Below are 22,808 nucleotides of genomic sequence, written 5' to 3' on the forward strand. Positions count from 1 at the left end.
CTTCAATTATTTCTTATGACTTCGCCGCCGCCTTCTTCTTGGCCGGAGCCTTCTTTTTTGCGGGGGCTTTGCGTTTTTTCTTTGCCGGGCCCTTGGCCGCTTTTGCTGCAATCAGCTCAAGCGCTTGCTCCAAGGTGACGGACTGTGGGTCAGTGTCCTTGGGCAGGGTGGCATTAATTTTCGCATGGTTGACATAAGGGCCATATCGGCCATCTTTTACGGTTATGGGGCCACCCTCTGGGTGATCGCCCAATTCTTTTAATGTTTGCGCGGCGCCGCGACGCCCGCCTTTGGCTGCTTTTTCAGCCAGAACGGATACGGCGCGGTTCAAGCCTACGCTGAACACTTCTTCAATATCCGACAAGTTGGCATAAGTGCCATCGTGCAACACGAATGGGCCATAGCGGCCAAGCCCTGCGGTGATCATTTTGCCCGTTTCGGGGTGTTCGCCAACGTCACGGGGAAGGGAGATCAGTTGCACGGCTTTGTCGAGGTCGATGCTGTCCGGGGTCCAACCCTTGGGCAAACCAGACCGCTTTTTCTCGCCATCAACTTCCATTTCGAGATAGGGACCGAAACGGCCCTTTTTCAATTCAATATCGACGCCATATTCGGGGTGCTGGCCCACCACACCTGTGCCATCCGCTTGGCCGGCTTCGCCTGTGGCGCTTTCGCCCAATTGGCGGGTGTGTTTACACTCTGGATAGTTGGAGCAGCCGATAAAGGCGCCATAGCGGCCAACTTTGAGAGATAATTGGCCGGTGTCGCAATCTGGGCATTTGCGCGGGTCGCTGCCATCTTCCTTTGGCGGGAAGATATGGTCGCCGAGCAAGGCGTTCAAGGCGTCGAGCACTTCGGATACGCGCAAATCCTTGATTTCGGTGACATGTTCGGAAAAGTCGCGCCAAAAATCGACCAAGACTTTCTTATAGTCGATTTCACCCGCTGAAATGCGGTCGAGCTGTTCTTCCAAATTCGCCGTAAAGCTATATTCCACATAGCGTTCGAAAAAGCTTTGCAAGAAGGCGGTCACCAATCGGCCCCGGTCTTCCGGGATCAAGGTGCGCTTTTCCAGCCGCACATAATCACGCGCTTGCAACACGCCGAGCGTCGCGGCGTAAGTGGAGGGGCGGCCAATGCCCAGCTCTTCCATTTTTTTGATCAAGCTGGCTTCGCTGAAGCGGGCAGGCGGCTGAGTGAAATGCTGTTCAATTTCGCATTTCTTCAGCGCTGGGTTGTCCCCTTCGGCCAGTGGTGGCAATTCGCGGCTGTTCTCATCGTCTTTTTCGGTGGTGGAAACACCATAGAGCGACATAAAGCCGGGGAAAGTGGTCACAGACCCAACAGCACGGAGCGTAATCTGGTCGCTGCCGCCAAGCACATCGATGTCGGCGGTGGTGCGTTCAATTTCAGCAGCGCGCATCTGGCTGGCCATGGTGCGTTTCCACACCAATTCATAAAGGCGTGCCTGATCGCTTTCGAGGTTCTTGGTGTCTTTAGGATTGCGCGACAAATCTGTTGGCCGGATCGCTTCGTGGGCCTCTTGCGCGTTTTTGGCTTTGGATTGATAAATCCGCGGCTTTTCGGGCAAGTAGTTGCCGCCAAACTCTTTTTCGATCTGCGCACGGGTGGCGTTGATCGCTTCAGGGGCGATTTGCACACCATCTGTCCGCATATAGGTGATCAAACCAGCTTCATAGAGGCGTTGAGCCACTTGCATGGTGCGCGAGGGGGAAAACCCTAAGCGGCTCGATGCGTCCTGCTGCATGGTTGATGTGGTGAACGGCGCATAGGGATTGCGCTTGGTTGGCTTTTTCTCAACCGACTTGATCTGCAAGTTACCCGCTTCAATGGCGCTTTTCAGCGACGCGGCCTGTTCCTGTGTCGCGATCTCCAACTTGTCGGTCTTCTTGCCGTTGAGGGCGTAGAGGCGCGTATCAAAGTCTTTGCCGCCTTGATTGAGCGTGCTGGTGACGCTCCAATATTCTTGCGGCTTGAACTTTTCAATCTCTTCTTCGCGTTCACAAACAAGGCGCAGCGCCACGGATTGCACACGGCCAGCGGAGCGTGAGCCGGGCAGTTTGCGCCACAGCACGGGCGACAGGGTGAAGCCCACCAGATAATCGAGCGCGCGGCGGGCCAGATAGGCATCCACCAGCGGCGTGTCGAGTTCGCGCGGCTTTTCCATCGCCTCCAAGATCGCCTTTTTGGTGATGGCGTTGAATACGACGCGGCTGACTTTTTTGTCTTTCAGCGCTTTTTTCTGTTTTAACACTTCCAGCACGTGCCACGAAATGGCTTCACCTTCGCGGTCAGGGTCAGTTGCGAGAATCAGTTCATCGGCGGCCTTTGTGGCCTTGGTGATTTCAGTGAGACGTTTTTTGCTGTCGCTGTCGACTTCCCATTTCATGGCAAAATCGTCATCGGGGTCGACGGAGCCATCTTTAGATGGCAGATCGCGCACGTGGCCAAATGAAGCCAAAACTTCATAGTCTTTGCCCAAATATTTATTGATGGTCTTCGCTTTTGCAGGGCTTTCGACAATAACCAGCTTCATTCAATCGGTCCTTAGGTCCTAACGTCAAATCGGCGGCAACATGGTCTTGCTTTGGTCCAATTGTCAATGACCAAACGGTAAAGTGCCTCTTTGCATATTCGGTTTTGCCGCGTGTTTGGATCAGTTTTTAGGGGCGCAGCGCGACAAGCTGACCCGCAGATCGTTCAAGTCGACCAGCGATTTCCAAATCCAACAATATCGTTGAGACGATTGCCACCGGCAGCTTTGTATGGCGCACAATATCATCGATTGGTGTTGGTGTGGGGCTTAACGCGCTGAGCACCTGTTCGGTTGCATTGGGGGCTTGTTGCGTTGAGGTGTAGATAGTGTCGAACTCATCTTCTTGCAAGAAGCCTTGTTGCTTGGGTGGGCGGCTTTGTTCCAATTCTTGCAAGATATCATCCGCATGTCGCACCAAAGTTGCGCCGTCGCGGATCAGCTTATTGCCGCCTTCGGCGCGGGGATCGAGCGGGAAGCCAGGTAAGGCCATCACTTCACGATTTTGCTCAAGTGCCATGCGGGCAGTGATCAATGACCCGGAACGGATGGCGGCTTCAATCACCACGACGCCCAGAGAAATGCCCGAGACAATGCGGTTGCGGCGCGGAAAGTCCTGCGCTCGCGGTACGCTGCCAAAGGCGCGTTCGGTCATCAACACCCCTTTGTGTCGCAGGATATTTCGGGCAAGTTCGATATTGCTGTCGGGATAGATATGATCAATGCCCCCGGCGAATACAGCGATTGTGCCCGTATTGAGCGCCGCCGCGTGCGCCGCGGCATCAATGCCTTTGGCCAACCCGGAGGCGATGACATAGCCAGCCTCGCCCAGCTGATGCGCAATTTGCTTGGTGACGCTCGTGCCTGCCGCGCTGGCATTGCGCGCACCCACCACCGCAACTGCTTTGACGTTGAGCAACTCCTTGTTGCCCAGGACAATCAGAACCGGCGGGGCGTCGCTGATATGTTTGAGGAGCTCTGGATAGGCAGGGTCGATCAGCGTGACGAATTGTGCGCTGAACTTGCGGGTGAGTTCAATTTCCTGTGCGATCTTGTCCGGCGGCGCCAGTCGGATCGCGCGTTTGGCCGTTGATCCTTTGATAAGATCGGGCAGCGCCTCTATCGCATTCTCAGCTGAGCCGAAGCGATTGATCAGCCGCCTGAACATGGCGGGCCCGACATTGTCCGACCGGATAAGCCGGAGCCAATCAAAAAGCGTTTGTTCGCCAATTTCTGTTGATTGCGCGGTGCCGTCCATTAGCGGCACCAGCCAAATTGCTTATCACGTCTCGCCGTTGGCAGCTTTTGCGCCGCCGATTTTGGTTTCTGTGCCATCGAGTAATCTTAAAATATTGTCTTTATGTCGGTAGTAAAGAATAAGCGAGAGTATGGCACAAGCAGCGCTTAACGCAACGCCGGACCAGATATAGGCAAAAACAGGCGCCGCTGCTGCAGCGCTGAGCGCGGCGAGTGAAGAATAACGGCGCAGCACAGCAACAATAAGCCATGTGGCGCAGAACAGCAGGCACACCATCCAGTTGAGGGCCAACAGGGTACCGATATATGTGGCAACGCCTTTGCCGCCTTTGAAACCCAACCAAATCGGCCATACGTGACCGGCGAATGCGGCAACGCCTGCCAAGAGAGCAGCCTGCTCGCCAAATGCATAGCGCGCCAACAGCACGGCCAGGCCGCCTTTGCCGGCATCGCCGATCAGGGTGAGCAAGGCCAAATCTTTCCGGCCTGTGCGCAGCACGTTGGTGGCGCCGATATTGCCGGACCCAATTTCACGGATGTCACCCAAACCAGCCAACTTGGTGAGCACTAGGCCAAAGGGGATTGCACCCAGCAGATAGCCGCCAGCGATTGCAATGATGAAATTTACATAGTCCATGATGATCCCCGTCAAATAGTATCGGCCAAAGGCTTATGGCGCAGTTGTGCCATCTTGTTCGAAAACAATATTGCCGTTCACCCATGTTGTGGTCACCTTACCGAATAGGCGAGCATGTTCAAAGGCTGTGTTTTGCGAGCGTGATTTGAGGTCGGTTTCCGCCACGACCCATGGGTAGTTGAGGTCGATCTCAATCAAGTCCGCCGCTGCGCCTTTGGCCAAGCGGCCTGTTTCAAGGCCCAACAACTTGGCAGGGTTGATGGTGAGGGTTTTGAGAAGGTCCAGAAGGCTGATTTGTTCGTCATGCACCAAACGCAGCGCTGCACCCAGCAATGTTTCGAGGCCAATTGCGCCATCGGTGGCTTCTGCAAATGGGCGGCGCTTGCCCTCTGTGTCTTGCGGGTCGTGAGCAGAATGCAAGATATCGATCGTGCCATTGCGCAAACCTTCGACCATCTTTTGCCGCTCGTCCTCAGCGCGCAAAGGCGGGCTGAGTTTGAAATAGGTTCGGTATGACCCAATGTCATTTTCATTCAGGCACAAATGATTGATCGAAATGCCCGCGCTGATGTTTTTATTGCTTTGCTTGGCATAGGCCATCATATCGGCGGCTTTGCCGCAGGAAATCTGCGCGGTGTGATAGCGCACGCCAGTCATTTCCGCCAGTTGCAGGTCCCGTGCCAGGGGTATGGTTTCGGCTTCGTGGGGAATGCCCTTCAGTCCAAGCCCTGTGGCCAGGATGCCAGAATTCATGACGCCAGAGCCGATCAGTTCGCGATCACCCACTTGGTGGATGATCGGCATGTCGAAATTTTGCGCGTAGGTAAAAGCATTTTTCAGCATGGCGGTGCTCTGGATCGAGCTGTTGCCATCCGTGAAGGCGCGTGCGCCAGCTGCTTTCAGCAAACCAAATTCCGTGAGGTCTTGTCCTTTAAGCCCCTTTGAAATGGCGGCCGAGGGTAGAATTTTCACGCAGGATGTGGCTTCGGCGCGACGGATGATAAAATCCACAAGCGCGCCATCGTCGATCACCGGGGTCGTGTCGGGCATCAGCAAAAAGCTGGTAACCCCGCCAGCAGCGGCGGCATTGGAGACACTTTCCAAGGTTTCGCGGTGTTCGCGGCCCGGTTCGCCTGCAAAAACGCGGGTATCGATCAGGCCGGGGGCAATCACATTGCCTTGGGCGTCGCGCGTTTCGATCCCTTCAGGGGCATCAGGTGCGTTTCCCCAATGGATCTCTTTGATTTTGCCGTTCTTAATCCAGATAGCACCGTTTTCATCTTTGCCGGAAGCAGGATCAACCAAGCGGGCATTTTTGATGATCAATTCGTTTTTCATCAGCTTGCCTCCCCATTGGCCAATAACGCCTCTAAAACGGCCATCCTCACAGCCACGCCCATTTCCACCTGTTCGGTGATGACGGAGCGGGGGCCATCGGCAATGGTCGGTGCAATTTCGACGCCGCGGTTCATGGGGCCAGGGTGCATCACGATGGCATCATCGTTGGCAAAGGCCAGCTTGCGCTCATCCAGGCCATAGAAATGGTAGAACTCTCGCACAGAGGGGATCATTTTGCCTGAGGCGCGTTCATGTTGCAGGCGCAGCATCATCACAACGTCGGCGCCCTTTAAGCCTTCTTCCATATCGGTGAAGACTTCGGCGGCCATATGTTCAACCCCTGTGGGCAACATGTTCTTCGGCGCGACGACGCGGGTACGTGCATTCATGGCGCCCAGCAGCAAAAGATTGGAACGGGCGACCCGCGAATTGGCAATGTCGCCGCATATGGCCACGGTCAGGCCGTTCAAACGGCCTTTATTGCGGCGGATGGTCAGCGCGTCGAGCAGGGCTTGTGTTGGATGCTCGTGAGTGCCGTCGCCAGCGTTGATCACTGAACAAGCCACTTTTTGTGACAAAAGCTCCACAGCACCAGATGCGGCATGGCGCACCACGATCACATCCGGTTGCATGGCGTTCAAAGTTGCCGCTGTGTCGATGAGGGTTTCGCCCTTTTTCACTGAGGAAGTTTGCACCGCCATATTGAGCACGTCCGCGCCCAAACGTTTGCCTGCAATCTCAAAGCTGGATTGGGTTCGTGTAGAGTTCTCAAAGAACAGATTGATCTGGGTGCGGCCCTTAAGGCTATGTTTTGCCTTTCTGGGTTGCCGGGAGATGTCCACCATCGCTTCGGCTCGATCCAGCAATTCAGTGATTTCCACTGGATTGAGGTGCGATATGCCTAAAAGATGTTTTTGAGAAAAATGGTGTTGAGTGGGCACGTTGGTGCCAGACGCATTGTCAGAATTTGTGCGCGAGTTGGGAGTCATTTGCCTGCCATTCCAAATCGGTTTATCGGGCATAACCCAATGCGGCGGTCATAACAAGTGAGCTGGCTCCATATCCTTAAAAAAACTGTTGGCGCTTGCTGTCTAGATAACCCTGCAAAATGTAGCTGGCGGCCAGTTTATCAACCACTGCCGCTTGCTTGGCGCGGGAAATGTCTGCCTCGATCATGGTGCGCGTGACCGCGCTGGTGGACAGGCGTTCGTCCCAGAAGGCCATGAGCAGATCTGTCTTTTGAGCAAAGTTGCGCTGGAAGGCGCGGGTGGATTGAACGCGCGGCCCTTCGGACCCGTCCATGTTGAGCGGCAGGCCAATTACAATCCCCACAACGTCATTATCGCTGATGATGGCTAAAAGCTGCTCGGCGTCCTGCGTGAATTTTTTGCGTTTGATGGTGGAATGCGGGGTCGCTGTATATTGCAGCCCGTCAGAGATGGCCACGCCTATGGTTTTTGTGCCCAAATCCAGGCCCATCAATCGGCCTTTTCCGGGCAATTCTGCCGGGTTATCAACTGACATAAAAATCTCTCATAAGTTCCATTGCACCGTGCCCAAATCTGTATTAGCATTTTCATATACTGATAGGAATTTTAATTATGCGTATTACTTGGCTTGGTGAAAATGTTTTGCGTCTTGAGCTTGGCTTAGAGCATTTTTTGATCGCGAAAAACAAACAAAATATTCAGGATATTGATGCCGGGAAAGCAGCGGGGGCGAAGATCATCGCCTTTGAGGACGAGCTCACGGCACCTTTTACGGCTTTTTCGGGCCAGGAGCCTGCTGCAAGACCGCGCCGGTTAATCGATCAAGACAATAGTGCCGGTGACCTTTATCTGCAGGGCGAAAACTTCCTCCTGATTGACAGGGTGGGGATAGAACGCCTTATCATCGTGATTGATGGGCTGGAAAGTGGTATACTGCCTGCAGATTGGGTATCGGATGCTATAGTCATCATTGCGGCGGCCGAACGAGATGAATTGATCAAGAGCTTTAAAGAAATTAAAGCGAAAAAATCGATGACTATTCAGCCCAGACATTACCTTTTGGCCATACCCACGCCGGACGAAGAGCTATTCGAGCGCTTTGTATGCGCCGTTGGGGATAGTCCCGCTCAAATATTGGAGCCGGGTTACGCTGTCGAGATTTGATCCCGTCAGTTGAAACAGAAAAGAAAATGGAGGAACCTTGCTCTCTAGATTCTTTATAATTTTTGGTTTGCTTGCTGTGTTTGGACAGCACGTCGGTGCCAGCGAGTATGAAGATTTACTCAATGAAATTGTTGCCGGGCCGATCGCTGTGGTTGTGAGCCGTGATCAAGTTCGTGCGGCAATCGCGCGGCAGAACAAACAAACCGAGAGCTACTCGCAAAATGAAATCTTGGCGCTGGATGAGAAATGGCGTGCTGAATTGCAAGCGGAGCATCAGCCCCTAATATCCAATGTCCTCGAGCGGGACCTGTCTGACTATTTAAAGCGTATTCAGCGCAATAGCGAAGGGGTGATCACGGAGATTATCATCACCGATGCCGTGGGTCTAAATGTGGGGCTGAGTAAAGTGACCTCAGATTATTGGCAGGGCGATGAAGAAAAGTGGCGAGTGCCTTTCCAGTCCGGCCGCATCAATCTGGGCGAGGTTTCTTTGGATGACTCTACCGGTAAAGTACAAGCCCAAATCAGTGTTCCAGTCAGAGATAGTCGTAACCAAACCATAGGCACAGCCACCTTTGCTGTGCGTGTTGGTAGTGATTGATCGGCCTTTATTCTATTTTGTAACTAATTTCTAACGGTGCCATCAGATTTTTCGGTGAAACCGTTTCAAATTGGACCTTCGTTAACCCGATGGGCTGCACCCTTCTATGGTCTTGTAGAAGGAGATCGAGAATGCGTAATTTGGTATTGGCGACGGCTATTGTTTCTTTGGGTTTCGTTCAAATCGCTGCGGCGAACGATTATGAAAACTTACTGAATGAGATTGTGGCGGGCCCTGTTGCTGAGGTGGTGAACAGTGAGGCTGTTTGGTCATCTGTTGTGCAGCAAAATGAAATGACGGCCGGATATGATCAGGCGAAAATTGATGAACTTGATGCCCAATGGCGCGCAGAGGTTGATGCCGAGGACAAGCCATTTATCAATGAGGTCATGGATCGGCCATTGTCGAATTACCTAAAATCAGTGCAAGCGAACAGCAATGGTGTGTTGACTGAGATTTTTGTGGTGGATGCAAAAGGGCTTAATGTTGGTCAAAGTGCAGTGACTTCGGATTATTGGCAGGGCGATGAGGACAAATGGTCCATTCCTTTCAATAGTGGTGGTGTGGATCTTGGTGATATCGAGTTGGATGAATCGACACAGGTGGTGCAAAGCCAGGTGAGCGTGCCTGTGCGCGATGACACGGGAAAAATTGTAGGCACGGCCACATTTGCCGTACGTGTTGATCAAGAAAACTAAGTTTTCCGAATCTTTATTGCTCCATGGGGCCGCATTGCGAGAAGCAGTGTGGCCCTTGCTTTATGGGGATTAGGGATCAACATGTGTTTTTTGCTGATCTTTGGTTGCGAGATCGGCATCGCATTGCTAAAAGCGGACGATCTAATTTCTATTTCAGGAGAATGCCATGTCGGTTGATGCCGATACCGTAAGACGGATTGGCCGTCTTGCCCGCATTAAGATTGAAGAAAATGATGTTGAGAAGCTTCAAGGCGAGCTGAACGTTATTTTGGGCTTTGTTGACCAATTGTCTGAGGTGGATGTTTCGGGCGTAGAGCCGATGACATCTGTTGCCCCCATGGCGTTGCGCCGTCGGGAAGATCAGATCACGGATGGTGGTTATCCCGAAAAGATTGTCGCCAATGCGCCGTTGAGCGAAGACGACTTCTTTATGGTCCCCAAAGTGGTTGAATAGGCCAACGCCCTTCAATTTCTCATATCCTCAAGATTGCAGAATATAGCGCTGCGCGTGGAACGAATTCATGACGACTGAACTGACAAAATTGAGCCTTACAGACACTGTAAAAGGCTTGAAAAATAAAGACTTCACTTCGAAAGAGGTCACGGCGTCTTACCTTTACGCCATTGAAAAAGCGCAAAGCCTTAATGCTTATGTCGCTGTCACGGCGGATCAGGCGCTGGATATGGCTGAAAAAAGTGACGAACGCTTGGCCAAAGGTGAGGGCGGTGCGCTGGAAGGTGTGCCCCTTGGCATTAAAGATTTGTTCTGCACCAAAGGTGTGCACAGCCAAGCCGCGAGCCACATTTTGGATGGCTTTAAGCCTGAATATGAAAGCACTGTCACGCAAAATCTTTGGAATGATGGCGCGGTGATGTTGGGCAAACTCAATATGGACGAGTTTGCCATGGGCTCATCAAACGAGACCTCCTATTACGGGCCCGTTATCAATCCATGGCGTGCTGAAGGCGGCAATAAGGATTTGGTGCCTGGTGGTTCTTCTGGCGGTTCTGCATCTGCCGTTGCCGGATGGCTTTGTGCAGGGGCCACAGCAACAGACACCGGCGGTTCAATCCGTCAGCCAGCAGCATTTACGGGCACGGTGGGCATTAAGCCGACCTATGGCCGTTGTTCGCGTTGGGGTGTTGTTGCCTTTGCGTCGTCATTGGATCAGGCTGGCCCAATTGCCCGCACGGTGGAAGATTGTGCGCATTTGATGACCTCGATGGCAGGCTTTGACCCGAAAGACAGCACGTCAGTTGATTTGGCTGTGCCAGATTTTGCCGCTGCCGTTGAGCGTGGCGTGAAAGGCCTTACCATTGGTGTGCCGAAAGAATATCGCGTTGAGGGCATGCCGGAAGAGATTGAGAAACTTTGGCATCAAGGGCTTGAATGGTTGAAAGCCGAAGGTGCGACCATCAAAGATATCTCTTTGCCACACACCAAATATGCTTTGCCAGCTTATTACATCGTGGCCCCTGCGGAAGCCTCTTCCAACTTGGCGCGTTATGACGGCGTAAAATATGGCTTGCGTGTGCCGGGCAAAGACATCACCGACATGTATGAGCAAACCCGCGCCGAAGGCTTTGGCCGTGAAGTGCAGCGCCGTGTGCTGATCGGCACTTATGCGCTTTCCGCTGGTTATTACGACGCCTATTATTTGCGGGCGCAAAAAGTGCGCACCTTGATCAAGAAAGACTTCGAAGATGTCTTTAATGATGGTGTGGATGCAATTTTGACGCCAGCCACGCCTTCAGCTGCCTTTGGTGTAGCCGATCAGGACATGGCAACAGATCCGATCAAAATGTACCTGAATGACATTTTCACTGTAACGGTGAACATGGCTGGTTTGCCAGGCATTGCGGTGCCTGCGGGTAAAGATGGGCAGGGCCTTCCATTGGGGCTTCAGTTGATCGGCAAGCCGTTTGATGAAGAAACATTGTTTGCGGCTGGCCGCGTGATCGAAAAAGCGCACGGTGAAGATTTTACCCCCAAACAGTGGTGGTAAGTTTGGTTCGCGAACAAATATCAAAAGCCGATTTGTTGGATTGGATTGATGCAGGCACGCCCATTCAGGCGTGCCTTCTTTTTGAGCTAAACTTGGTCGATGAAGACTTCACCGGCGCAAAGTTTGAAGATTGCGTGTTCGAGGAGACCGACATAAGCGAAGCTGAGTTTATAGATGCCAGCTTTATCAATTGCGATCTGTCCAAAGCCAGTGTGAAATCGGCGAAGTTCGACAATGTGAGCTTTGAGAATTGCCGCTTCTTCAATAGCGAATCCCATAAGGGAATCAGCTTTGAGCGAGTGGAAATGCGCGACGTTCAGTTTGAGCAATGCAACCTTTCCAACGCCAGTTTTATGGGCACCAAACTTTATGAGGTGCGGTTCGCTGACTGCAAAATGATGGGCGTTGATTTGCGCCGCGCCATTTTGGGGCGCGAGGTGGGCAACAACAAGATGTTGCGCGATGTGCGGTTTGAGGATTGCCAACTTGATTATGCCAAGTTGAATGAGTTGAATTTCGACGATTGCAAAATTGTACGGTCCCGCTTGATGGGGGCTGATTTGTCAAACAGCAGTTTTTACGGTGCCGATTTAAGCGAAAGCGATTTGGCAAATGTGCTGCATGATCGCACCAATTTTGAAAATGCCAATCTGCAAGGCGCAAATCTCGACTCTATTGATATCACCGCCCTTTCGGGCATTCGGAATATGAAAGTTTCCGAAAGCCAATTGGCGGCGATCATTTCAAAATTTGGAATTCATGTGGTTCCGGGATAAAATTCATTTTGTATCTTGAAATCTATAAAATGTAGTATATATGCTATATTATGTTTAATATAAGCACCGATGGAGCTGCATGATGTATAGTTATCCCAAATATGAAAAGAAATCCCGAGACTTTAAGTTTCTAAGTGCCATTGGATATGTCCGCTTTATCGAGCGCATGGCTGACTCGCAATTGGGCGAGGGCTTGCAAAGCGCTTTGGCGCGCCGCCTCACGGCGATCGCTTTTATCCTTGGGGCAACGGGTATCGGCATTGTGTCAGGCTTGCTTGTTTATGCAACGGACCAGAATTGGTCGATGTTGCCCCACTTTGCCTTGCTCGCCATTGCTGTTTTTATTGCGTGGCTTTCTGAGGCGGCGATGGTCATTCAGGTCAATCGCGCCATGTTTAAGCATTTTGATGAACGCATGGAGCAGATTTATCTCGAAGCCAAAGCGCGATCGCATAGCCTTTCGGTGGTGATATTTGCATTTTCGCTGTTTTTTGCGCCCGCACTCTTTTTGACAATTCAGAATCTTGATGTGGCATTCGCCGTTTATGTTGCATTCGCGATCCCGATTTGGGTGGTTGTGGCATCAGCGCAGCATATTGTGTTGAGCTGGATGCTTGGCGCGTCTGGTGAGCAATCGGTTGAGGATGATCTATGAGCAGCAAACAGGTCAATTTTTACAATCGGGTGAAAATGCTGCGGGTTGAGCGGGGGCTTTCGCGTCAGCAATTGGCGGAGCTGATCAATGTGCATCCGCAAACGATTGGCTACATCGAGCGTCAGCAGTTTAACCCAACCATTGAATTGGCGCTGAATTTATCAAAGGCCCTGGGCGTGGGGTTGGACGCCATGTTTAGTGCAGAGCCATTTGAATTGGTGGATGAGGCCGCGCTTCGGCCCTCCGCCAAAACCAACAAATAGGGCGGCACAAGGCCGCCCTTCAGATTTACCGATTGTTGAGTTGACTGCGCACCAGTTCAAGTCCGCGTCGTGTGATCCGGTAGGGTTGGCCACCGGATGAGGCAATGCATTTCCTGCGTTTCATCTTTTGAAACAGCGGGACATTGATGGCCTCGAGCCGCCAACCCTCGCGGGTAAGGCATTCAACCTTCGTCACTTTTTTATGTTCGTTCTTTGTCACGCGCAGCACGCCGCCTTGCGCCAAATGGTGCAAGATGTGTTGCTCTTCTTTTGATATGTCCATTGATATTCTGTCGATCTTTGCCTTGATCTTTCAAGGCGCAACAAACCCGTAAAGCCACCAGCCCAATCGCATGATGTCTTTAAATTCGTTTTAGACCTGCGCTTGCGGCAGGTCCTTAGCGGGTTTCCGACAGTTGTTGCATTAAAACTCCGTAGGTTCGGAAGGGAATTTTATCCAATAGTGATTTGCTCGATTTGGTCTAGTCTCAATCTTATTTTCAATTGTAATTGCGCAGCGAGTGCGGCAATTCGGCAACGCTGCATCGTGCGTTGCAATTTCGCTGTTGCTGCTTAAAATTGGTGGAAAAAGGGGATGGGAAACTTGGCCAAACAAAATGTGGTTCGGGCGCTGACAATTGGTGTTGCGCTCATGACAGGGTCTAGCGCCATGGCAATTGAAGCTGGATCTGAGCGACAGGATGAAAGCGGCGTGACGCAAGTATTTGTGCCTGCGGGGTGCTTTCAAATGGGAACAAATGAATCGGCGCTAAGCGCGTTTATCAACAGTCTGGACGCGCCAGAATGGGCCGCGAATGCGGCGCCGAAATATGAAACACCGGCGCATAAGGTTTGCCTGACGAACGATTATTGGATTGACCGCACAGAGGTCACTAATGCGGCCTTTGCCGAATTTGCAGCCGCGGGTGGTTATGAAAAGCCAGAATATTGGAGCGAAGCAGGCAAAAAATGGTTGTCAGGGCAATATATCGCCATTTTGCCACTGCCTTGTGACTCCTCCGATAAACCGGATCATCCACGTGCCTGCATCACATTTTTTGAGGCTGAAGCCTTTGCCGCTTGGCGCGGTGGTCGATTGCCGACTGAGGCTGAGTGGGAATATGCGGCGCGCGGTCCAGAAAGCCGGACCTATCCGTGGGGCGATGATTGGGTTGCTGAACATGCACATATTGTTGGCCAAACGAGAACATCGCCCGTGGGCCAATATCTGGCGGGCGCCAGTTGGGTTGGTGCGCTCGACATGTCTGGCAATGTGATGGAGTGGGTGCAGGACTGGTTGGGCGAGGGGTATTATGAAAGCAGCCCGGTCAATGACCCAACCGGCCCAGAAACAGGCTACAAAAAGGCTGAAAAGGGCGGCTGGTGGGGCTCAAATCCGTTTGTGGGACGGTCGGCTTACAAGCATTTTGAGGATGGCCCTTCCTATAATGATGGGCACATCGGTTTTCGAGTGGTGACATTGGCGGAATAGCGGCAAAAATGGACTGAAAAAGCCTGCCACAGCAATAGACAATTGGGGCTAATTGCTTTAATCCAAATCGTTGGCGCGCCTTGTTTGGCGCGTCTTATCGTAAATGCGGATTTTGACCAGATTGAGCGAATTGATGAAGACGCCTAAAGACTGTCACACGAAGGACGATGTACGCGCCGAGATTGATCGGCTGGACCAGCAATTGATTTCATTGTTTGCGGAGCGCCATGCCTATGTGACCCGAATGGCGGCCATCAAGACCGACCCGCACGAAGCGTTTGATCCTGCGCGCATTGAAACGGTGATTGAAAAAGTGCGGAAGCGCGCTTTAGAAAAGAATTTGGACGAGGACCAAGCCGAGCTGATTTGGCGGACCTTGATCGACTGGAACGTGAATTTCGAAAAGGGCGTCATTGCCGCCCGCCGCAGCCAAGAATAGCATAAGAAGAACAAGCGACAGCGCGAGTTAATCCTATCGCGACATCAAGCGAAGAGAAGAAAATATGACACTTGTTGATACACGCACGCCCGACCCGAAAAAGTTTATCAGCGGCGCAACGGGCGATTGGGAAATGGTCTTGGGCTTAGAGGTGCACGCGCAAGTGACCTCGGAATCCAAACTGTTTTCTGGTTCATCAACCGAGTTTGGCCAGCCACCCAACAACAATGTGAGCTTTGTGGATGCGGCGATGCCGGGCATGTTGCCAGTGATCAACGAAGAATGTGTGCGCCAAGCTGTGCGCACAGGTCTTGGCCTTAAAGCACAAATCAACAAGCATTCTATTTTCGACCGCAAAAACTATTTTTACCCCGACCAGCCACCTGGCTACCAGATTTCTCAATATCTCGACCCGATTGTTGGCGAAGGCAAGGTTTTGCTCGACATGGGTGAGGATGGTGAAGTTGAAATCGGTATCGAGCGGCTGCATTTGGAGACTGATGCGGGCAAACTAATGCACGACCAGCATCCAAATATGAGCTTTGTCGACCTCAATCGCGCTGGCGTGGCGCTGATGGAGATCGTGTCTAAGCCCGACCTGCGCTCTTCCGACGAAGCCAAGGCCTATATCAATAAGCTGCGCACTATTATGCGCTATTTGGGCACCTGTGACGGCAATATGGAGCAGGGTTCGCTGCGGGCGGATATCAACGTTTCCGTGCGTCGGCCCGGCGGTGACTTTGGTACACGCTGCGAAATCAAAAATGTAAACTCTATGCGGTTTGCCGGCCAGGCGATTGAATATGAAGCCCGGCGTCAAATCGATATTTTGGAAGATGGCGGCGTTGTTGACCAAGAAACGCGGCTTTTCGACCCCAAAACCGGGGAAACCCGCTCCATGCGCTCTAAAGAAGATGCGCAGGATTATCGCTATTTCCCGGAACCAGACCTGTTGCCGCTGGAATTTGACGATGCCTTTATCGAGGGCTTGAAGGCTGGCTTGCCCGAATTGCCCGATGAAAAGCGGCATCGCTTCGTTGAGGAATTGGGCCTTACACCATATGACGCCAGCGTGCTGGTGGCAGACCGTACATCGGCTGATTTCTACGAGAAAGTTGCTGATGGACGCGATGGCAAATTGGCGGCGAACTGGGTGATCAACGAATTATTTGGTCGCTTGAACAAAGAGGGCCTTGAGATTTCCACCAGCCCTGTGAGCGCCGAACAATTGGGCGGCATTGTCGATTTGATTTCCAAAGGTGATATTTCAGGCAAAATCGCGAAAGATTTGTTTGAGATTGTTTGGACCGAAGGCGGGGATCCAGCCAAGCTTGTTGAAGAGCGCGGCATGAAGCAGGTGACTGACACGGGTGCCATTGAGAAGATGGTGGACGAGATCGTTGCCGCCAACCCAGACCAAGTGGCCAAAGCGCAACAAAATCCAAAGCTTATGGGCTGGTTTGTGGGCCAGGTGATGAAAGCATCGCAGGGCAAAGCCAACCCGCAAGCCGTGAATGAAATTTTGAAGTCGAAATTAGGACTTTAAACTGATGGTCGCGGGTCCGATGGCATTTTCGATCCGCGACGCTCGCCTTGCCGATGCAAGTGCACTCAGCGTGATGATGCGGCAATCCTGGCGCGAAAGCTATCGCGGGCTGATGCCCGGGCACCAGCTTGATGAGATTTGCGAGATGTGGTTGGCGCCGCGCAATTTTAAAGAGCGTATCGCCGACAAAAATGCCGCCAATATTCTGGCCATAAATGATGGATTAATCGTTGGCCATTGCTATGCGTTGCCGCGCGAAAACCGATCTGTTTTGATCGGCTATCTTTATGTGTTGGAAACAGCGCAAGGCGCGGGAATTGGCACCACGCTTCTAAATGCAGTGCTCGAGGTATTTCCGGGCACTGTGCATTTGGAACTGGCTGTTTTGGAGAAAAACCAGGCCGCCATCGGATTTTATAAGCATATCGGATTTTTTGAAGCTGGGCCGGAGCCGACGCCAGAAAATGAGCCGCCCAGCATCAAGATGACCAAAGTTCTTTAAATTTTTTTCCCAGGAGATTTTTATGAGCAATAAGGTTTCGCGTATTTTCTACACAATGCTTGCACAAGATGTGGAGGCAACAGCCACTTTTTATACCGACATTTTGGACCTGAAGCGCCATTTCGACAGTGATTGGTTTGTGATTCTCACCCCGGCAGATGGCCCAGTGATCGAATTGGCGATCCTTGACGCCAACAACCCGATTGTCCCCGAAGGAATGGCTGCTCGCGCCACTGGCGGTATTCTCAACTTTGTCGTGGCGGATGTTCATATTGCCCATGCTGCGGCGCAACAGGTGGGTGCCAACATCATTTCGCCACCCACAGCCATGCCCTATGGGCAAGAACGCATGTTGATTGAAGACCCAAATGGTCAGATGATCGATGTGTCGTCGCCCACCGTGCCAATGCAGGAATAGCGCATGATGGGGCGGCAAGCCGCCCCAATCCTTTATGCAGCTTGCTTTTCCAAATTGGGAAAATATTGCTGCGCCAGCCGATCCATGTACTGCACCAAATTGGGCTTTTGCCGTATATGTTCAGCTACCGGTGATTGCGCCGGGCCGTAGGCGAAATTGACCAATGAGCCGATAACACTGGCATCGATAAGCGTTGGGGTGTTGCTGAAAAAACAGGCGCTGTCGCCTAAAAGCGTGCTCAAATCGTCGATGATCTGGCAGCCGATCGCCACCACTTCTTCCTCTGTGTGGCGGCCAATGCCCTGGCCATAAAGCGTGTTGTTGATCATTTGCTCTGCACCATCGCTAATCTCTTTGCGCATCGCGTCATCGGGCATATGGCCAAAGAAGATCGACTTCATAATTGCCGCGTTCTCTGGCTTGCGCCAACGGCCATATACGAGCACCCAATAGAGCTTTTCTTCCACTGTTGAAATCACCATGTTGCCCATGGCGCGGTCCGTTGCGTTTAGATGGCGTTGCGAGTCAAAACCGTGCTGTTCCCGCAAATATTCGGCAATAAAATTGCTGTCTCCAAGCCGTTCGCCTGCGTCTTCGATGAAGGGTACTTTTTGTTTCGGCCCTTCGCGCGGGTCGCCTTGCACATGGCGTTCAAAATCGAGCTCTGAGAGTTGCAACAGCATGTCGAGTTTGGCGCAAAAGGGGCTCAGGCAAGGGGTGCCGGGCGCAACGGGCGGTTGGAAAAATTTGATCGTCATATCTGCATCCTTTGATTTGGCTTGAATGACGATTAAAATACTGACACGCTACTGACAGCGTTGTGTCAGCATGGAGAATTAAATTGCGTCGCGCAGATCGGTTATTACAAATTGTGCAGATTTTGCGCCGCGCCAAATACCAGCCCATTTCGGCGCAAAAGATCGCTGAGGAACTTGAGGTCACGCCCCGCACCATCTATCGCGATATGGCATCGCTGGAATCTGTCGGTGTGCCTGTGCGCGGCGAGGCGGGGGTTGGCTATGTGCTTGAAGATGGGCTGGATTTACCGCCGCTTCTTTTCAATTCGCTCGAGTTGGAAACGTTGATGCTGGGGGCGCGTTGGGTGGAAGCGCACGGCGACGCTGATCAGCAAATGGCAGCCAAAGATATTGTGGCCAAGATAGCGGCTGTCTTGCCGGACCATTTGCGCGACGAATTTTACGATGTGTCGCTTTATGCGCCGCCTGGCAGCACGGAAACCTATGTTGGTGTGGTGACCTCCGGGCAATTGCGGCAGGCGCTGCGCAGCGGGCAAATCATCGAGATTGACTATACCAATGAGGCGGGCGCCCAATCGCGGCGGCGGGTGTGGCCGATATCGCTTGGTTATTTTAACTTCAAGCGGCTTTTGCTCGGCTGGTGCGAGTTGCGGCAGGATTTTCGCGCCTTCCGGGCGGACCGCATTCAATCCATTGATGTTCTCGACCAAAAATTGCCCAAAAGTCGCGCTCAGCTGAAGAAAGAGTGGTGGGCAGTTGAAAGCAAGCGCCAACCTCATCTTGTTCGACATACGATTTGAGGTGCTGACGTGCTTATCCGCCGCACAAGGGCTGATGATGTTTCTGGGTTGAAGGCGATGCTGCAGCAGGTGTGGCATCAGACCTACGCGCCGTTTTTGGGTCGTGCGCGTGTCGACCAACTCACAACAATGTGGCACACGCCTGAAAAGCAGGCGGCCGAAACGACTGCAGAAAATTGTGTGTCCTTGGTTGCCGAAAATATTGACGACATTGTCGGCCATGCTCTCGTCGCGGACGAAGGTGAGGGGCATTTGCATCTCAGGCGACTTTATCTCCAAGCGACCTACCATGGTCATGGTGTTGGCGCGCAATTGCTGAATGCAGCGCTGTCTGCATTTCCGCAGGGAAGAAGTGTCCGCCTTGAGGTGTATGAAAACAATGCGCGGGCGGTGGCGTTTTACAGGGCGCAAGGCTTTGCCGTTTGCGAAAAATTGCGCGATGAATTTGCGGATGATGAACTTTATGAATTTCGGATGATCAAGGCGCTTTAGCTTGGTTTCACTTTTAATCTGATTATAATTTCGACATGGACAGTGAAATCCTTATTCGCCCTAGTCGGGCGGACGACATTGCAAAGCTGAGAACCTGTATGGCGGCCATTTGGCATGAAACCTATGACGGGTTCATTGGTGCAAAGCGCGTTGAGCGGTTTGTGAGCTTGTGGCTGACGGATCAGCAATTGCGCAAGGAAGCTGAGAGCGACGCCATTCTCTCGTTGCTGGTAGTGGATGGTGACGAAATCGTCGGGCAGATTTTGATGCGTGAGGTAGAACCCGGCATTGTCCGGGTGGCGCGCCTCTATCTTGCATCTCGATATCACGGCTTAGGGCTTGGTAAGCAGATGCTGGACGAGGGCATTGCCGCGTTTCCGCAAGCCCATTTGGTGCGGTTGGAGGTTTATGAACCCAACCATCGAGCTGTTCGATTTTACCAGGCCTACGGCTTTGTTGAGAAAGCTCGCGCCCCGTCTGAGTTTGCACCAGAAGGCGTCAACGAGATTTTGATGGAATTGACACTCTAAATGCTCGGTTTGGCCTTCTTAGGCAGTAGGAAAGGCGGTCCATCGATCATCAAGGTTCTCACAAAAATTGCCATCATGCGAAACAGATGCACGGGTAAAATCGGTTCGCGGACGATGAACTCTATGAGTTCAGTATGGCCAAGCTAGTGTGAGTATTGAGGCCAACTGTATGGGCCCCTATTGCCGTGTTAGCAGCAATTCTGTGTTGGTTCTGATATATCCTTGAATATTGTGCAATCGACGCTCGCCCCGCCCGCACAGGCTTTATCGCAGGCACCGACAAAATTGCTCAGGCTGCACTCTAACGCCTTTAGTTCCTCAAGGCGGGTGCGCACTTCGTCCAGATGAACACGTGCAATGTCGCGCACTTCAGAGCAATCCTTGTCCTGGCTGACTGAAAGACCTGAAAGCAGCCGAACCCGCTCAATTGAAAAACCGAAGTCGCGGCAGCGCTTGATAAATATCAGGCGAGAAACATCGGTTTGAACATACATACGCTGCCCATTTTCCGACCGTTCGGCGGGTGGGAGGAGTTCAATATCCTCATAATAACGGATTGTTGGCGTGGTCACGCCTGTGGCTTTCGCTAATGCGCCGATGGTGAGCCGTTGCGCCTGTCTCGCCATTGAGAACTCCAATTTCAATTTTCCTCTTGCCCTTAAAGTTACTTGAAGAAGTAAGGTCTGTCTATTGTGAACAAGGATGGAGAGATTTTAGATGGAAACCAATTCAGAAAATATCGCAACGGACACATGTTGTTCGACATGTGGCTCAGCAGCCCGCGACAATATTGAGCCAACGCCTGCGATCGCATGTTCACTGGGCAATGGGTTTAAGAAACGGGCAGAAAATATCGAGGCGCTTGGCCAGCGTGCGCTGCTCGCCAGCCAGCGCGAGCCACTGCGGCTGCAGCTCACCTATAGCAAGGACGCTTTGAGCACGCTGCAAAACCTTGTGGCTAAGGAAGCAGAGTGCTGCCCGTTTCTTGATTTTGCATGGCAGCATAGTGAAGACAAGGTGGACCTAACCATCACTGCGCCGAAATCGGCAGAAGCAATAATCGATGAATTGTTCGACAGCTTTGTCGCAAAAATAGATCGGGGGATAGCATGAGCAAAAGTTCCACAAAAATGAATGCGGCCAAAACGGGTGGAGTGCTTATGGCGGCCTGCGTAGCCTGTTGTGCGCCCCTTATTGCCCCGCCGGTGATCGCCCTGTTTGCGGCCGGTGGTGTCACCCTTTCACTCTTCGGCCAGTTTGGGCTGGCGGCGTTGTTTCTTGCTGGCGGTGGGGCCTATATTTGGTATCGTCACAAGCGGCGCAAGGCGCAGTTGCGGACCAAGTCTTGCTCCTGCGGACCCAACGCTGGTTGCAATGCTGGCGAGTCTTGCGAGCTGCCTATAGACAAGCCCGAGAGCTTTATGGATCGGTTGAAATCGATATGTTGATAAAACGTCAGGTAAGGTGAGACCATGAACCAATTTGTTGTGACCGCTGCAATATATGCCGCCGCTGCGCTTGCGAAAATTGCGGGCTGCTTTGCATTTTGGGCGTGGCTGCGCATGGGCAAGTCCATCTGGTGGACAGCTCCTGGCATAGTGGCGCTCATTGCTTTCGCTTACTTGCTCACGCTGGCTCCAAGCGACCATGCAGGCCGGGCTTACGCGGCCTATGGCGGTATTTATATAGCTGCATCACTGCTTTGGCTTTGGGGGGCGGAAGGGCAAATACCTGACAGATGGGATTTGATTGGTGCCGGGTTGGCCGTTCTTGCGGCGATGATCATATTGTTCGCGCCACGCGGTTCCGTTCAGTAGCAAATAGCACACGATTTAATGAGGGTGTGACTGAGTTTATGCCCTCATTAAGTGCTTGCAAAAAAGATCAATTCTAGATGCCAAGGCGCTCTAAATGCTCGGCTTGGCCTTTTTAAACAGTAGGAAAAGCCGCCCATCGATCATCAAGATTCCCACAAAAATTGCCAACATGCCAAATAGATGCACAGGCAAAATCGGCTCGCCGAGCACAACAAAGCCCAAAATCAGGGCTGAGATTGGCGCAACGAACGTCGCGGTAGAGAAGTTGGTGGCGCCAACACGCTCCACAAGTTTGTAAACGATCAGGAACGGAATACCCGTTGCAATGATCGAGATGTACCCGATGGACCACCATGTTTCGGGCTTGGCAATGGTGGGAACCCCCTCAATTGCCAGCATGAAGGGGAACAGGGCCAGCGATGCGCCGGTGAGCGCAACACAGACAGTAAGCGTGGAATCGATATGGTGGTATGAACGGATAATGTTCATGGCGAAACCATAGCAAAGCGTTGCCAACATGATCAGCCCAATGGCCCATACTTCGCTGTGTCCACCCTGTTGCAGAGCCGGAATGGCCAGAATGGTGACACCGGTGAAGCCCGCCAAGACACCGAGAGATTTGTTAAAAGTCGCCTTTTCCCCGCCAGGCCACAATTGCGAGACAATCACCACCATGATCGGGGTGAGGGCATTGGTGATCCCGGATACACCAACAGAAACACTCTTTTGCGCCAGTGGAAACAGGGCAAACGGAATGGCGAAATTGATGACGCCAAGGACAAACAGGCCCAAAAGTGTTTTCCCGTTAAGACTGACGCGCTTGCCAAGGGCAAAAAAGACCGCCCAGCACAAAAGTGCGGCGAAAAACACACGGCCGAATGAGATGGTGATGGGATCAATTTCTTTCACCATGATGGCGTTGAACAGAAATGATCCGCCCCAAACGGTGCCCAACAGAATAACAATCAACCAATCGGAAATGCGCATGTTTTTGCTTTCGTGACTTAATTAGCGCGACGAACCTAACCGATGAGTCAAAATTGGTCGAACCGTTTTTGGCAATAGTGTGATCAATT

29 protein-coding genes are annotated in these 22,808 nt (G+C 52.2%); 19 read left to right on the top strand and 10 right to left on the bottom strand.

Annotation, left to right across the window (positions count from 1 at the left end):
* Positions 1-13 precede the first annotated feature (13 nt).
* From topA to ruvX, 6 genes are all read right to left on the bottom strand, one after another.
* Positions 14-2,557, bottom strand: a complete 2,544-nt coding sequence (topA, locus tag MXMO3_RS09535) for a type I DNA topoisomerase (RefSeq protein WP_117395726.1) — start codon at positions 2,555-2,557, stop codon at positions 14-16.
* A gap of 127 nt (positions 2,558-2,684) precedes the next feature.
* A complete protein-coding gene (dprA, locus tag MXMO3_RS09540) occupies positions 2,685-3,812 on the bottom strand; it encodes a DNA-processing protein DprA (protein WP_117395727.1) in 1,128 nt (375 codons plus the stop codon).
* Positions 3,813-3,836: 24 nt separating this feature from the next.
* The gene (plsY, locus tag MXMO3_RS09545) at positions 3,837-4,448 is read right to left on the bottom strand and encodes a glycerol-3-phosphate 1-O-acyltransferase PlsY (protein ID WP_117395728.1); all 612 of its coding nucleotides are present in this window, start codon (positions 4,446-4,448) and stop codon (positions 3,837-3,839) included.
* Between the two features lie 33 nt (positions 4,449-4,481).
* Positions 4,482-5,786: a dihydroorotase gene (pyrC, locus tag MXMO3_RS09550; RefSeq protein WP_117395729.1), complete on the bottom strand. Its 1,305-nt coding sequence runs from the start codon at positions 5,784-5,786 to the stop codon at positions 4,482-4,484.
* A complete protein-coding gene (locus MXMO3_RS09555; protein ID WP_117396770.1) occupies positions 5,786-6,775 on the bottom strand; it encodes an aspartate carbamoyltransferase catalytic subunit in 990 nt (329 codons plus the stop codon). The genes pyrC and MXMO3_RS09555 overlap by 1 nt, the downstream gene beginning before the upstream one ends.
* A gap of 76 nt (positions 6,776-6,851) precedes the next feature.
* Entirely contained in the window at positions 6,852-7,310 is a 459-nt protein-coding gene (ruvX, locus tag MXMO3_RS09560; RefSeq protein ID WP_117395730.1) for a Holliday junction resolvase RuvX, read from the bottom strand.
* A 77-nt stretch (positions 7,311-7,387) separates the two neighbouring features.
* On the opposite strand from ruvX, the gene MXMO3_RS09565 reads away from it, so the two are divergent.
* The 8 genes from MXMO3_RS09565 to MXMO3_RS09600 all read left to right on the top strand — a co-directional run bounded on the left by MXMO3_RS09565 (position 7,388) and on the right by MXMO3_RS09600 (position 12,938).
* Entirely contained in the window at positions 7,388-7,939 is a 552-nt protein-coding gene (locus MXMO3_RS09565; protein ID WP_117395731.1) for a hypothetical protein, read from the top strand.
* Positions 7,940-8,015: 76 nt separating this feature from the next.
* Entirely contained in the window at positions 8,016-8,540 is a 525-nt protein-coding gene (locus MXMO3_RS09570) for a PDC sensor domain-containing protein (protein ID WP_162889209.1), read from the top strand.
* A gap of 131 nt (positions 8,541-8,671) precedes the next feature.
* Complete coding sequence (locus MXMO3_RS09575) at positions 8,672-9,238, top strand: hypothetical protein (protein ID WP_036222530.1); 567 nt, start codon at positions 8,672-8,674, stop codon at positions 9,236-9,238.
* Between the two features lie 166 nt (positions 9,239-9,404).
* The gene (gene gatC, locus MXMO3_RS09580) at positions 9,405-9,692 is read left to right on the top strand and encodes an Asp-tRNA(Asn)/Glu-tRNA(Gln) amidotransferase subunit GatC (protein ID WP_027835173.1); all 288 of its coding nucleotides are present in this window, start codon (positions 9,405-9,407) and stop codon (positions 9,690-9,692) included.
* A 67-nt stretch (positions 9,693-9,759) separates the two neighbouring features.
* Positions 9,760-11,244 (top strand): Asp-tRNA(Asn)/Glu-tRNA(Gln) amidotransferase subunit GatA, encoded by a 1,485-nt coding sequence (gene gatA, locus MXMO3_RS09585; RefSeq protein WP_117395733.1) that lies wholly within the window; start codon positions 9,760-9,762, stop codon positions 11,242-11,244.
* Positions 11,245-11,246: 2 nt separating this feature from the next.
* Positions 11,247-12,020: a pentapeptide repeat-containing protein gene (locus tag MXMO3_RS09590; RefSeq protein ID WP_162889210.1), complete on the top strand. Its 774-nt coding sequence runs from the start codon at positions 11,247-11,249 to the stop codon at positions 12,018-12,020.
* 79 nt (positions 12,021-12,099) lie between these two features.
* Complete coding sequence (locus MXMO3_RS09595; RefSeq protein ID WP_162889211.1) at positions 12,100-12,675, top strand: hypothetical protein; 576 nt, start codon at positions 12,100-12,102, stop codon at positions 12,673-12,675.
* Positions 12,672-12,938 (top strand): helix-turn-helix transcriptional regulator, encoded by a 267-nt coding sequence (locus tag MXMO3_RS09600; RefSeq protein ID WP_027835177.1) that lies wholly within the window; start codon positions 12,672-12,674, stop codon positions 12,936-12,938. The genes MXMO3_RS09595 and MXMO3_RS09600 overlap by 4 nt, the downstream gene beginning before the upstream one ends.
* Positions 12,939-12,963: 25 nt before the next feature.
* Here the strand turns inward: MXMO3_RS09600 and MXMO3_RS09605 are convergent, their stop codons facing one another.
* Positions 12,964-13,221 (bottom strand): YjhX family toxin, encoded by a 258-nt coding sequence (locus MXMO3_RS09605; RefSeq protein ID WP_027835178.1) that lies wholly within the window; start codon positions 13,219-13,221, stop codon positions 12,964-12,966.
* Between the two features lie 321 nt (positions 13,222-13,542).
* Here MXMO3_RS09605 and MXMO3_RS09610 point away from each other — a divergent pair, with 321 nt between their 5' ends.
* The 5 genes from MXMO3_RS09610 to MXMO3_RS09630 all read left to right on the top strand — a co-directional run bounded on the left by MXMO3_RS09610 (position 13,543) and on the right by MXMO3_RS09630 (position 17,335).
* On the top strand, positions 13,543-14,430 hold the full coding sequence (locus MXMO3_RS09610) for a formylglycine-generating enzyme family protein (RefSeq protein ID WP_162889212.1): 888 nt from the start codon (positions 13,543-13,545) through the stop codon (positions 14,428-14,430).
* 133 nt (positions 14,431-14,563) lie between these two features.
* A complete protein-coding gene (locus MXMO3_RS09615) occupies positions 14,564-14,869 on the top strand; it encodes a chorismate mutase (protein ID WP_027835180.1) in 306 nt (101 codons plus the stop codon).
* A gap of 64 nt (positions 14,870-14,933) precedes the next feature.
* On the top strand, positions 14,934-16,415 hold the full coding sequence (gene gatB / locus MXMO3_RS09620) for an Asp-tRNA(Asn)/Glu-tRNA(Gln) amidotransferase subunit GatB (RefSeq protein WP_027835181.1): 1,482 nt from the start codon (positions 14,934-14,936) through the stop codon (positions 16,413-16,415).
* Positions 16,416-16,419: 4 nt separating this feature from the next.
* Positions 16,420-16,917: a GNAT family N-acetyltransferase gene (locus MXMO3_RS09625; protein ID WP_027835182.1), complete on the top strand. Its 498-nt coding sequence runs from the start codon at positions 16,420-16,422 to the stop codon at positions 16,915-16,917.
* Between the two features lie 22 nt (positions 16,918-16,939).
* The gene (locus MXMO3_RS09630) at positions 16,940-17,335 is read left to right on the top strand and encodes a VOC family protein (RefSeq protein WP_117395737.1); all 396 of its coding nucleotides are present in this window, start codon (positions 16,940-16,942) and stop codon (positions 17,333-17,335) included.
* A 32-nt stretch (positions 17,336-17,367) separates the two neighbouring features.
* On the opposite strand, the gene MXMO3_RS09635 is transcribed toward MXMO3_RS09630, so the two are convergent.
* Positions 17,368-18,093 (bottom strand): glutathione S-transferase family protein, encoded by a 726-nt coding sequence (locus MXMO3_RS09635; protein ID WP_117395738.1) that lies wholly within the window; start codon positions 18,091-18,093, stop codon positions 17,368-17,370.
* Positions 18,094-18,176: 83 nt separating this feature from the next.
* Here MXMO3_RS09635 and MXMO3_RS09640 point away from each other — a divergent pair, with 83 nt between their 5' ends.
* The 3 genes from MXMO3_RS09640 to MXMO3_RS09650 all read left to right on the top strand — a co-directional run bounded on the left by MXMO3_RS09640 (position 18,177) and on the right by MXMO3_RS09650 (position 19,915).
* Positions 18,177-18,893 carry a helix-turn-helix transcriptional regulator gene (locus tag MXMO3_RS09640; RefSeq protein WP_162889213.1) on the top strand — a complete coding sequence of 239 codons (717 nt, stop codon included), beginning with the start codon at positions 18,177-18,179 and terminating at the stop codon, positions 18,891-18,893.
* 9 nt (positions 18,894-18,902) lie between these two features.
* Positions 18,903-19,385: a GNAT family N-acetyltransferase gene (locus MXMO3_RS09645; protein WP_117395740.1), complete on the top strand. Its 483-nt coding sequence runs from the start codon at positions 18,903-18,905 to the stop codon at positions 19,383-19,385.
* 98 nt (positions 19,386-19,483) lie between these two features.
* Positions 19,484-19,915 (top strand): GNAT family N-acetyltransferase, encoded by a 432-nt coding sequence (locus MXMO3_RS09650; RefSeq protein ID WP_162889214.1) that lies wholly within the window; start codon positions 19,484-19,486, stop codon positions 19,913-19,915.
* Between the two features lie 188 nt (positions 19,916-20,103).
* Here MXMO3_RS09650 and MXMO3_RS09655 read toward each other — a convergent pair whose 3' ends face one another.
* Entirely contained in the window at positions 20,104-20,541 is a 438-nt protein-coding gene (locus MXMO3_RS09655) for a MerR family transcriptional regulator (RefSeq protein WP_117395742.1), read from the bottom strand.
* A gap of 91 nt (positions 20,542-20,632) precedes the next feature.
* On the opposite strand from MXMO3_RS09655, the gene MXMO3_RS09660 reads away from it, so the two are divergent.
* The 3 genes from MXMO3_RS09660 to MXMO3_RS09670 are packed head-to-tail and all read left to right on the top strand — an operon-like array spanning position 20,633 to position 21,732.
* The gene (locus MXMO3_RS09660) at positions 20,633-21,028 is read left to right on the top strand and encodes a hypothetical protein (protein WP_117395743.1); all 396 of its coding nucleotides are present in this window, start codon (positions 20,633-20,635) and stop codon (positions 21,026-21,028) included.
* Complete coding sequence (locus MXMO3_RS09665) at positions 21,025-21,363, top strand: hypothetical protein (protein ID WP_117395744.1); 339 nt, start codon at positions 21,025-21,027, stop codon at positions 21,361-21,363. The genes MXMO3_RS09660 and MXMO3_RS09665 overlap by 4 nt, the downstream gene beginning before the upstream one ends.
* A 24-nt stretch (positions 21,364-21,387) precedes the next feature.
* Positions 21,388-21,732 (top strand): YnfA family protein, encoded by a 345-nt coding sequence (locus tag MXMO3_RS09670; protein ID WP_117395745.1) that lies wholly within the window; start codon positions 21,388-21,390, stop codon positions 21,730-21,732.
* Between the two features lie 90 nt (positions 21,733-21,822).
* Here MXMO3_RS09670 and MXMO3_RS09675 read toward each other — a convergent pair whose 3' ends face one another.
* Complete coding sequence (locus tag MXMO3_RS09675; RefSeq protein ID WP_117395746.1) at positions 21,823-22,719, bottom strand: DMT family transporter; 897 nt, start codon at positions 22,717-22,719, stop codon at positions 21,823-21,825.
* Between the last annotated feature and the right edge of the window lie 89 nt (positions 22,720-22,808).

The sequence above is a fragment of the Maritalea myrionectae genome, assembly GCF_003433515.1.
Lineage (GTDB): Bacteria > Pseudomonadota > Alphaproteobacteria > Rhizobiales > Devosiaceae > Maritalea > Maritalea myrionectae.

Excerpts from the sequence above, each read along its gene's own strand:
- topA (WP_117395726.1), bottom strand. The coding sequence starts at position 2,557 with ATGAAGCTGGTTATTGTCGAAAGCCCTGCAAAAGCGAAGACCATCAAT.
- dprA (WP_117395727.1), bottom strand. The coding sequence starts at position 3,812 with ATGGACGGCACCGCGCAATCAACAGAAATTGGCGAACAAACGCTTTTT.
- plsY (WP_117395728.1), bottom strand. The coding sequence starts at position 4,448 with ATGGACTATGTAAATTTCATCATTGCAATCGCTGGCGGCTATCTGCTG.
- pyrC (WP_117395729.1), bottom strand. The coding sequence starts at position 5,786 with ATGAAAAACGAATTGATCATCAAAAATGCCCGCTTGGTTGATCCTGCT.
- MXMO3_RS09555 (WP_117396770.1), bottom strand. The coding sequence starts at position 6,775 with ATGACTCCCAACTCGCGCACAAATTCTGACAATGCGTCTGGCACCAAC.
- ruvX (WP_117395730.1), bottom strand. The coding sequence starts at position 7,310 with ATGTCAGTTGATAACCCGGCAGAATTGCCCGGAAAAGGCCGATTGATG.
- MXMO3_RS09565 (WP_117395731.1), top strand. The coding sequence starts at position 7,388 with ATGCGTATTACTTGGCTTGGTGAAAATGTTTTGCGTCTTGAGCTTGGC.
- MXMO3_RS09575 (WP_036222530.1), top strand. The coding sequence starts at position 8,672 with ATGCGTAATTTGGTATTGGCGACGGCTATTGTTTCTTTGGGTTTCGTT.
- gatC (WP_027835173.1), top strand. The coding sequence starts at position 9,405 with ATGTCGGTTGATGCCGATACCGTAAGACGGATTGGCCGTCTTGCCCGC.
- gatA (WP_117395733.1), top strand. The coding sequence starts at position 9,760 with ATGACGACTGAACTGACAAAATTGAGCCTTACAGACACTGTAAAAGGC.
- MXMO3_RS09595 (WP_162889211.1), top strand. The coding sequence starts at position 12,100 with ATGATGTATAGTTATCCCAAATATGAAAAGAAATCCCGAGACTTTAAG.
- MXMO3_RS09600 (WP_027835177.1), top strand. The coding sequence starts at position 12,672 with ATGAGCAGCAAACAGGTCAATTTTTACAATCGGGTGAAAATGCTGCGG.
- MXMO3_RS09605 (WP_027835178.1), bottom strand. The coding sequence starts at position 13,221 with ATGGACATATCAAAAGAAGAGCAACACATCTTGCACCATTTGGCGCAA.
- MXMO3_RS09615 (WP_027835180.1), top strand. The coding sequence starts at position 14,564 with ATGAAGACGCCTAAAGACTGTCACACGAAGGACGATGTACGCGCCGAG.
- gatB (WP_027835181.1), top strand. The coding sequence starts at position 14,934 with ATGACACTTGTTGATACACGCACGCCCGACCCGAAAAAGTTTATCAGC.
- MXMO3_RS09625 (WP_027835182.1), top strand. The coding sequence starts at position 16,420 with ATGGTCGCGGGTCCGATGGCATTTTCGATCCGCGACGCTCGCCTTGCC.
- MXMO3_RS09630 (WP_117395737.1), top strand. The coding sequence starts at position 16,940 with ATGAGCAATAAGGTTTCGCGTATTTTCTACACAATGCTTGCACAAGAT.
- MXMO3_RS09635 (WP_117395738.1), bottom strand. The coding sequence starts at position 18,093 with ATGACGATCAAATTTTTCCAACCGCCCGTTGCGCCCGGCACCCCTTGC.
- MXMO3_RS09650 (WP_162889214.1), top strand. The coding sequence starts at position 19,484 with ATGGCGGCCATTTGGCATGAAACCTATGACGGGTTCATTGGTGCAAAG.
- MXMO3_RS09655 (WP_117395742.1), bottom strand. The coding sequence starts at position 20,541 with ATGGCGAGACAGGCGCAACGGCTCACCATCGGCGCATTAGCGAAAGCC.
- MXMO3_RS09660 (WP_117395743.1), top strand. The coding sequence starts at position 20,633 with ATGGAAACCAATTCAGAAAATATCGCAACGGACACATGTTGTTCGACA.
- MXMO3_RS09665 (WP_117395744.1), top strand. The coding sequence starts at position 21,025 with ATGAGCAAAAGTTCCACAAAAATGAATGCGGCCAAAACGGGTGGAGTG.
- MXMO3_RS09670 (WP_117395745.1), top strand. The coding sequence starts at position 21,388 with ATGAACCAATTTGTTGTGACCGCTGCAATATATGCCGCCGCTGCGCTT.
- MXMO3_RS09675 (WP_117395746.1), bottom strand. The coding sequence starts at position 22,719 with ATGCGCATTTCCGATTGGTTGATTGTTATTCTGTTGGGCACCGTTTGG.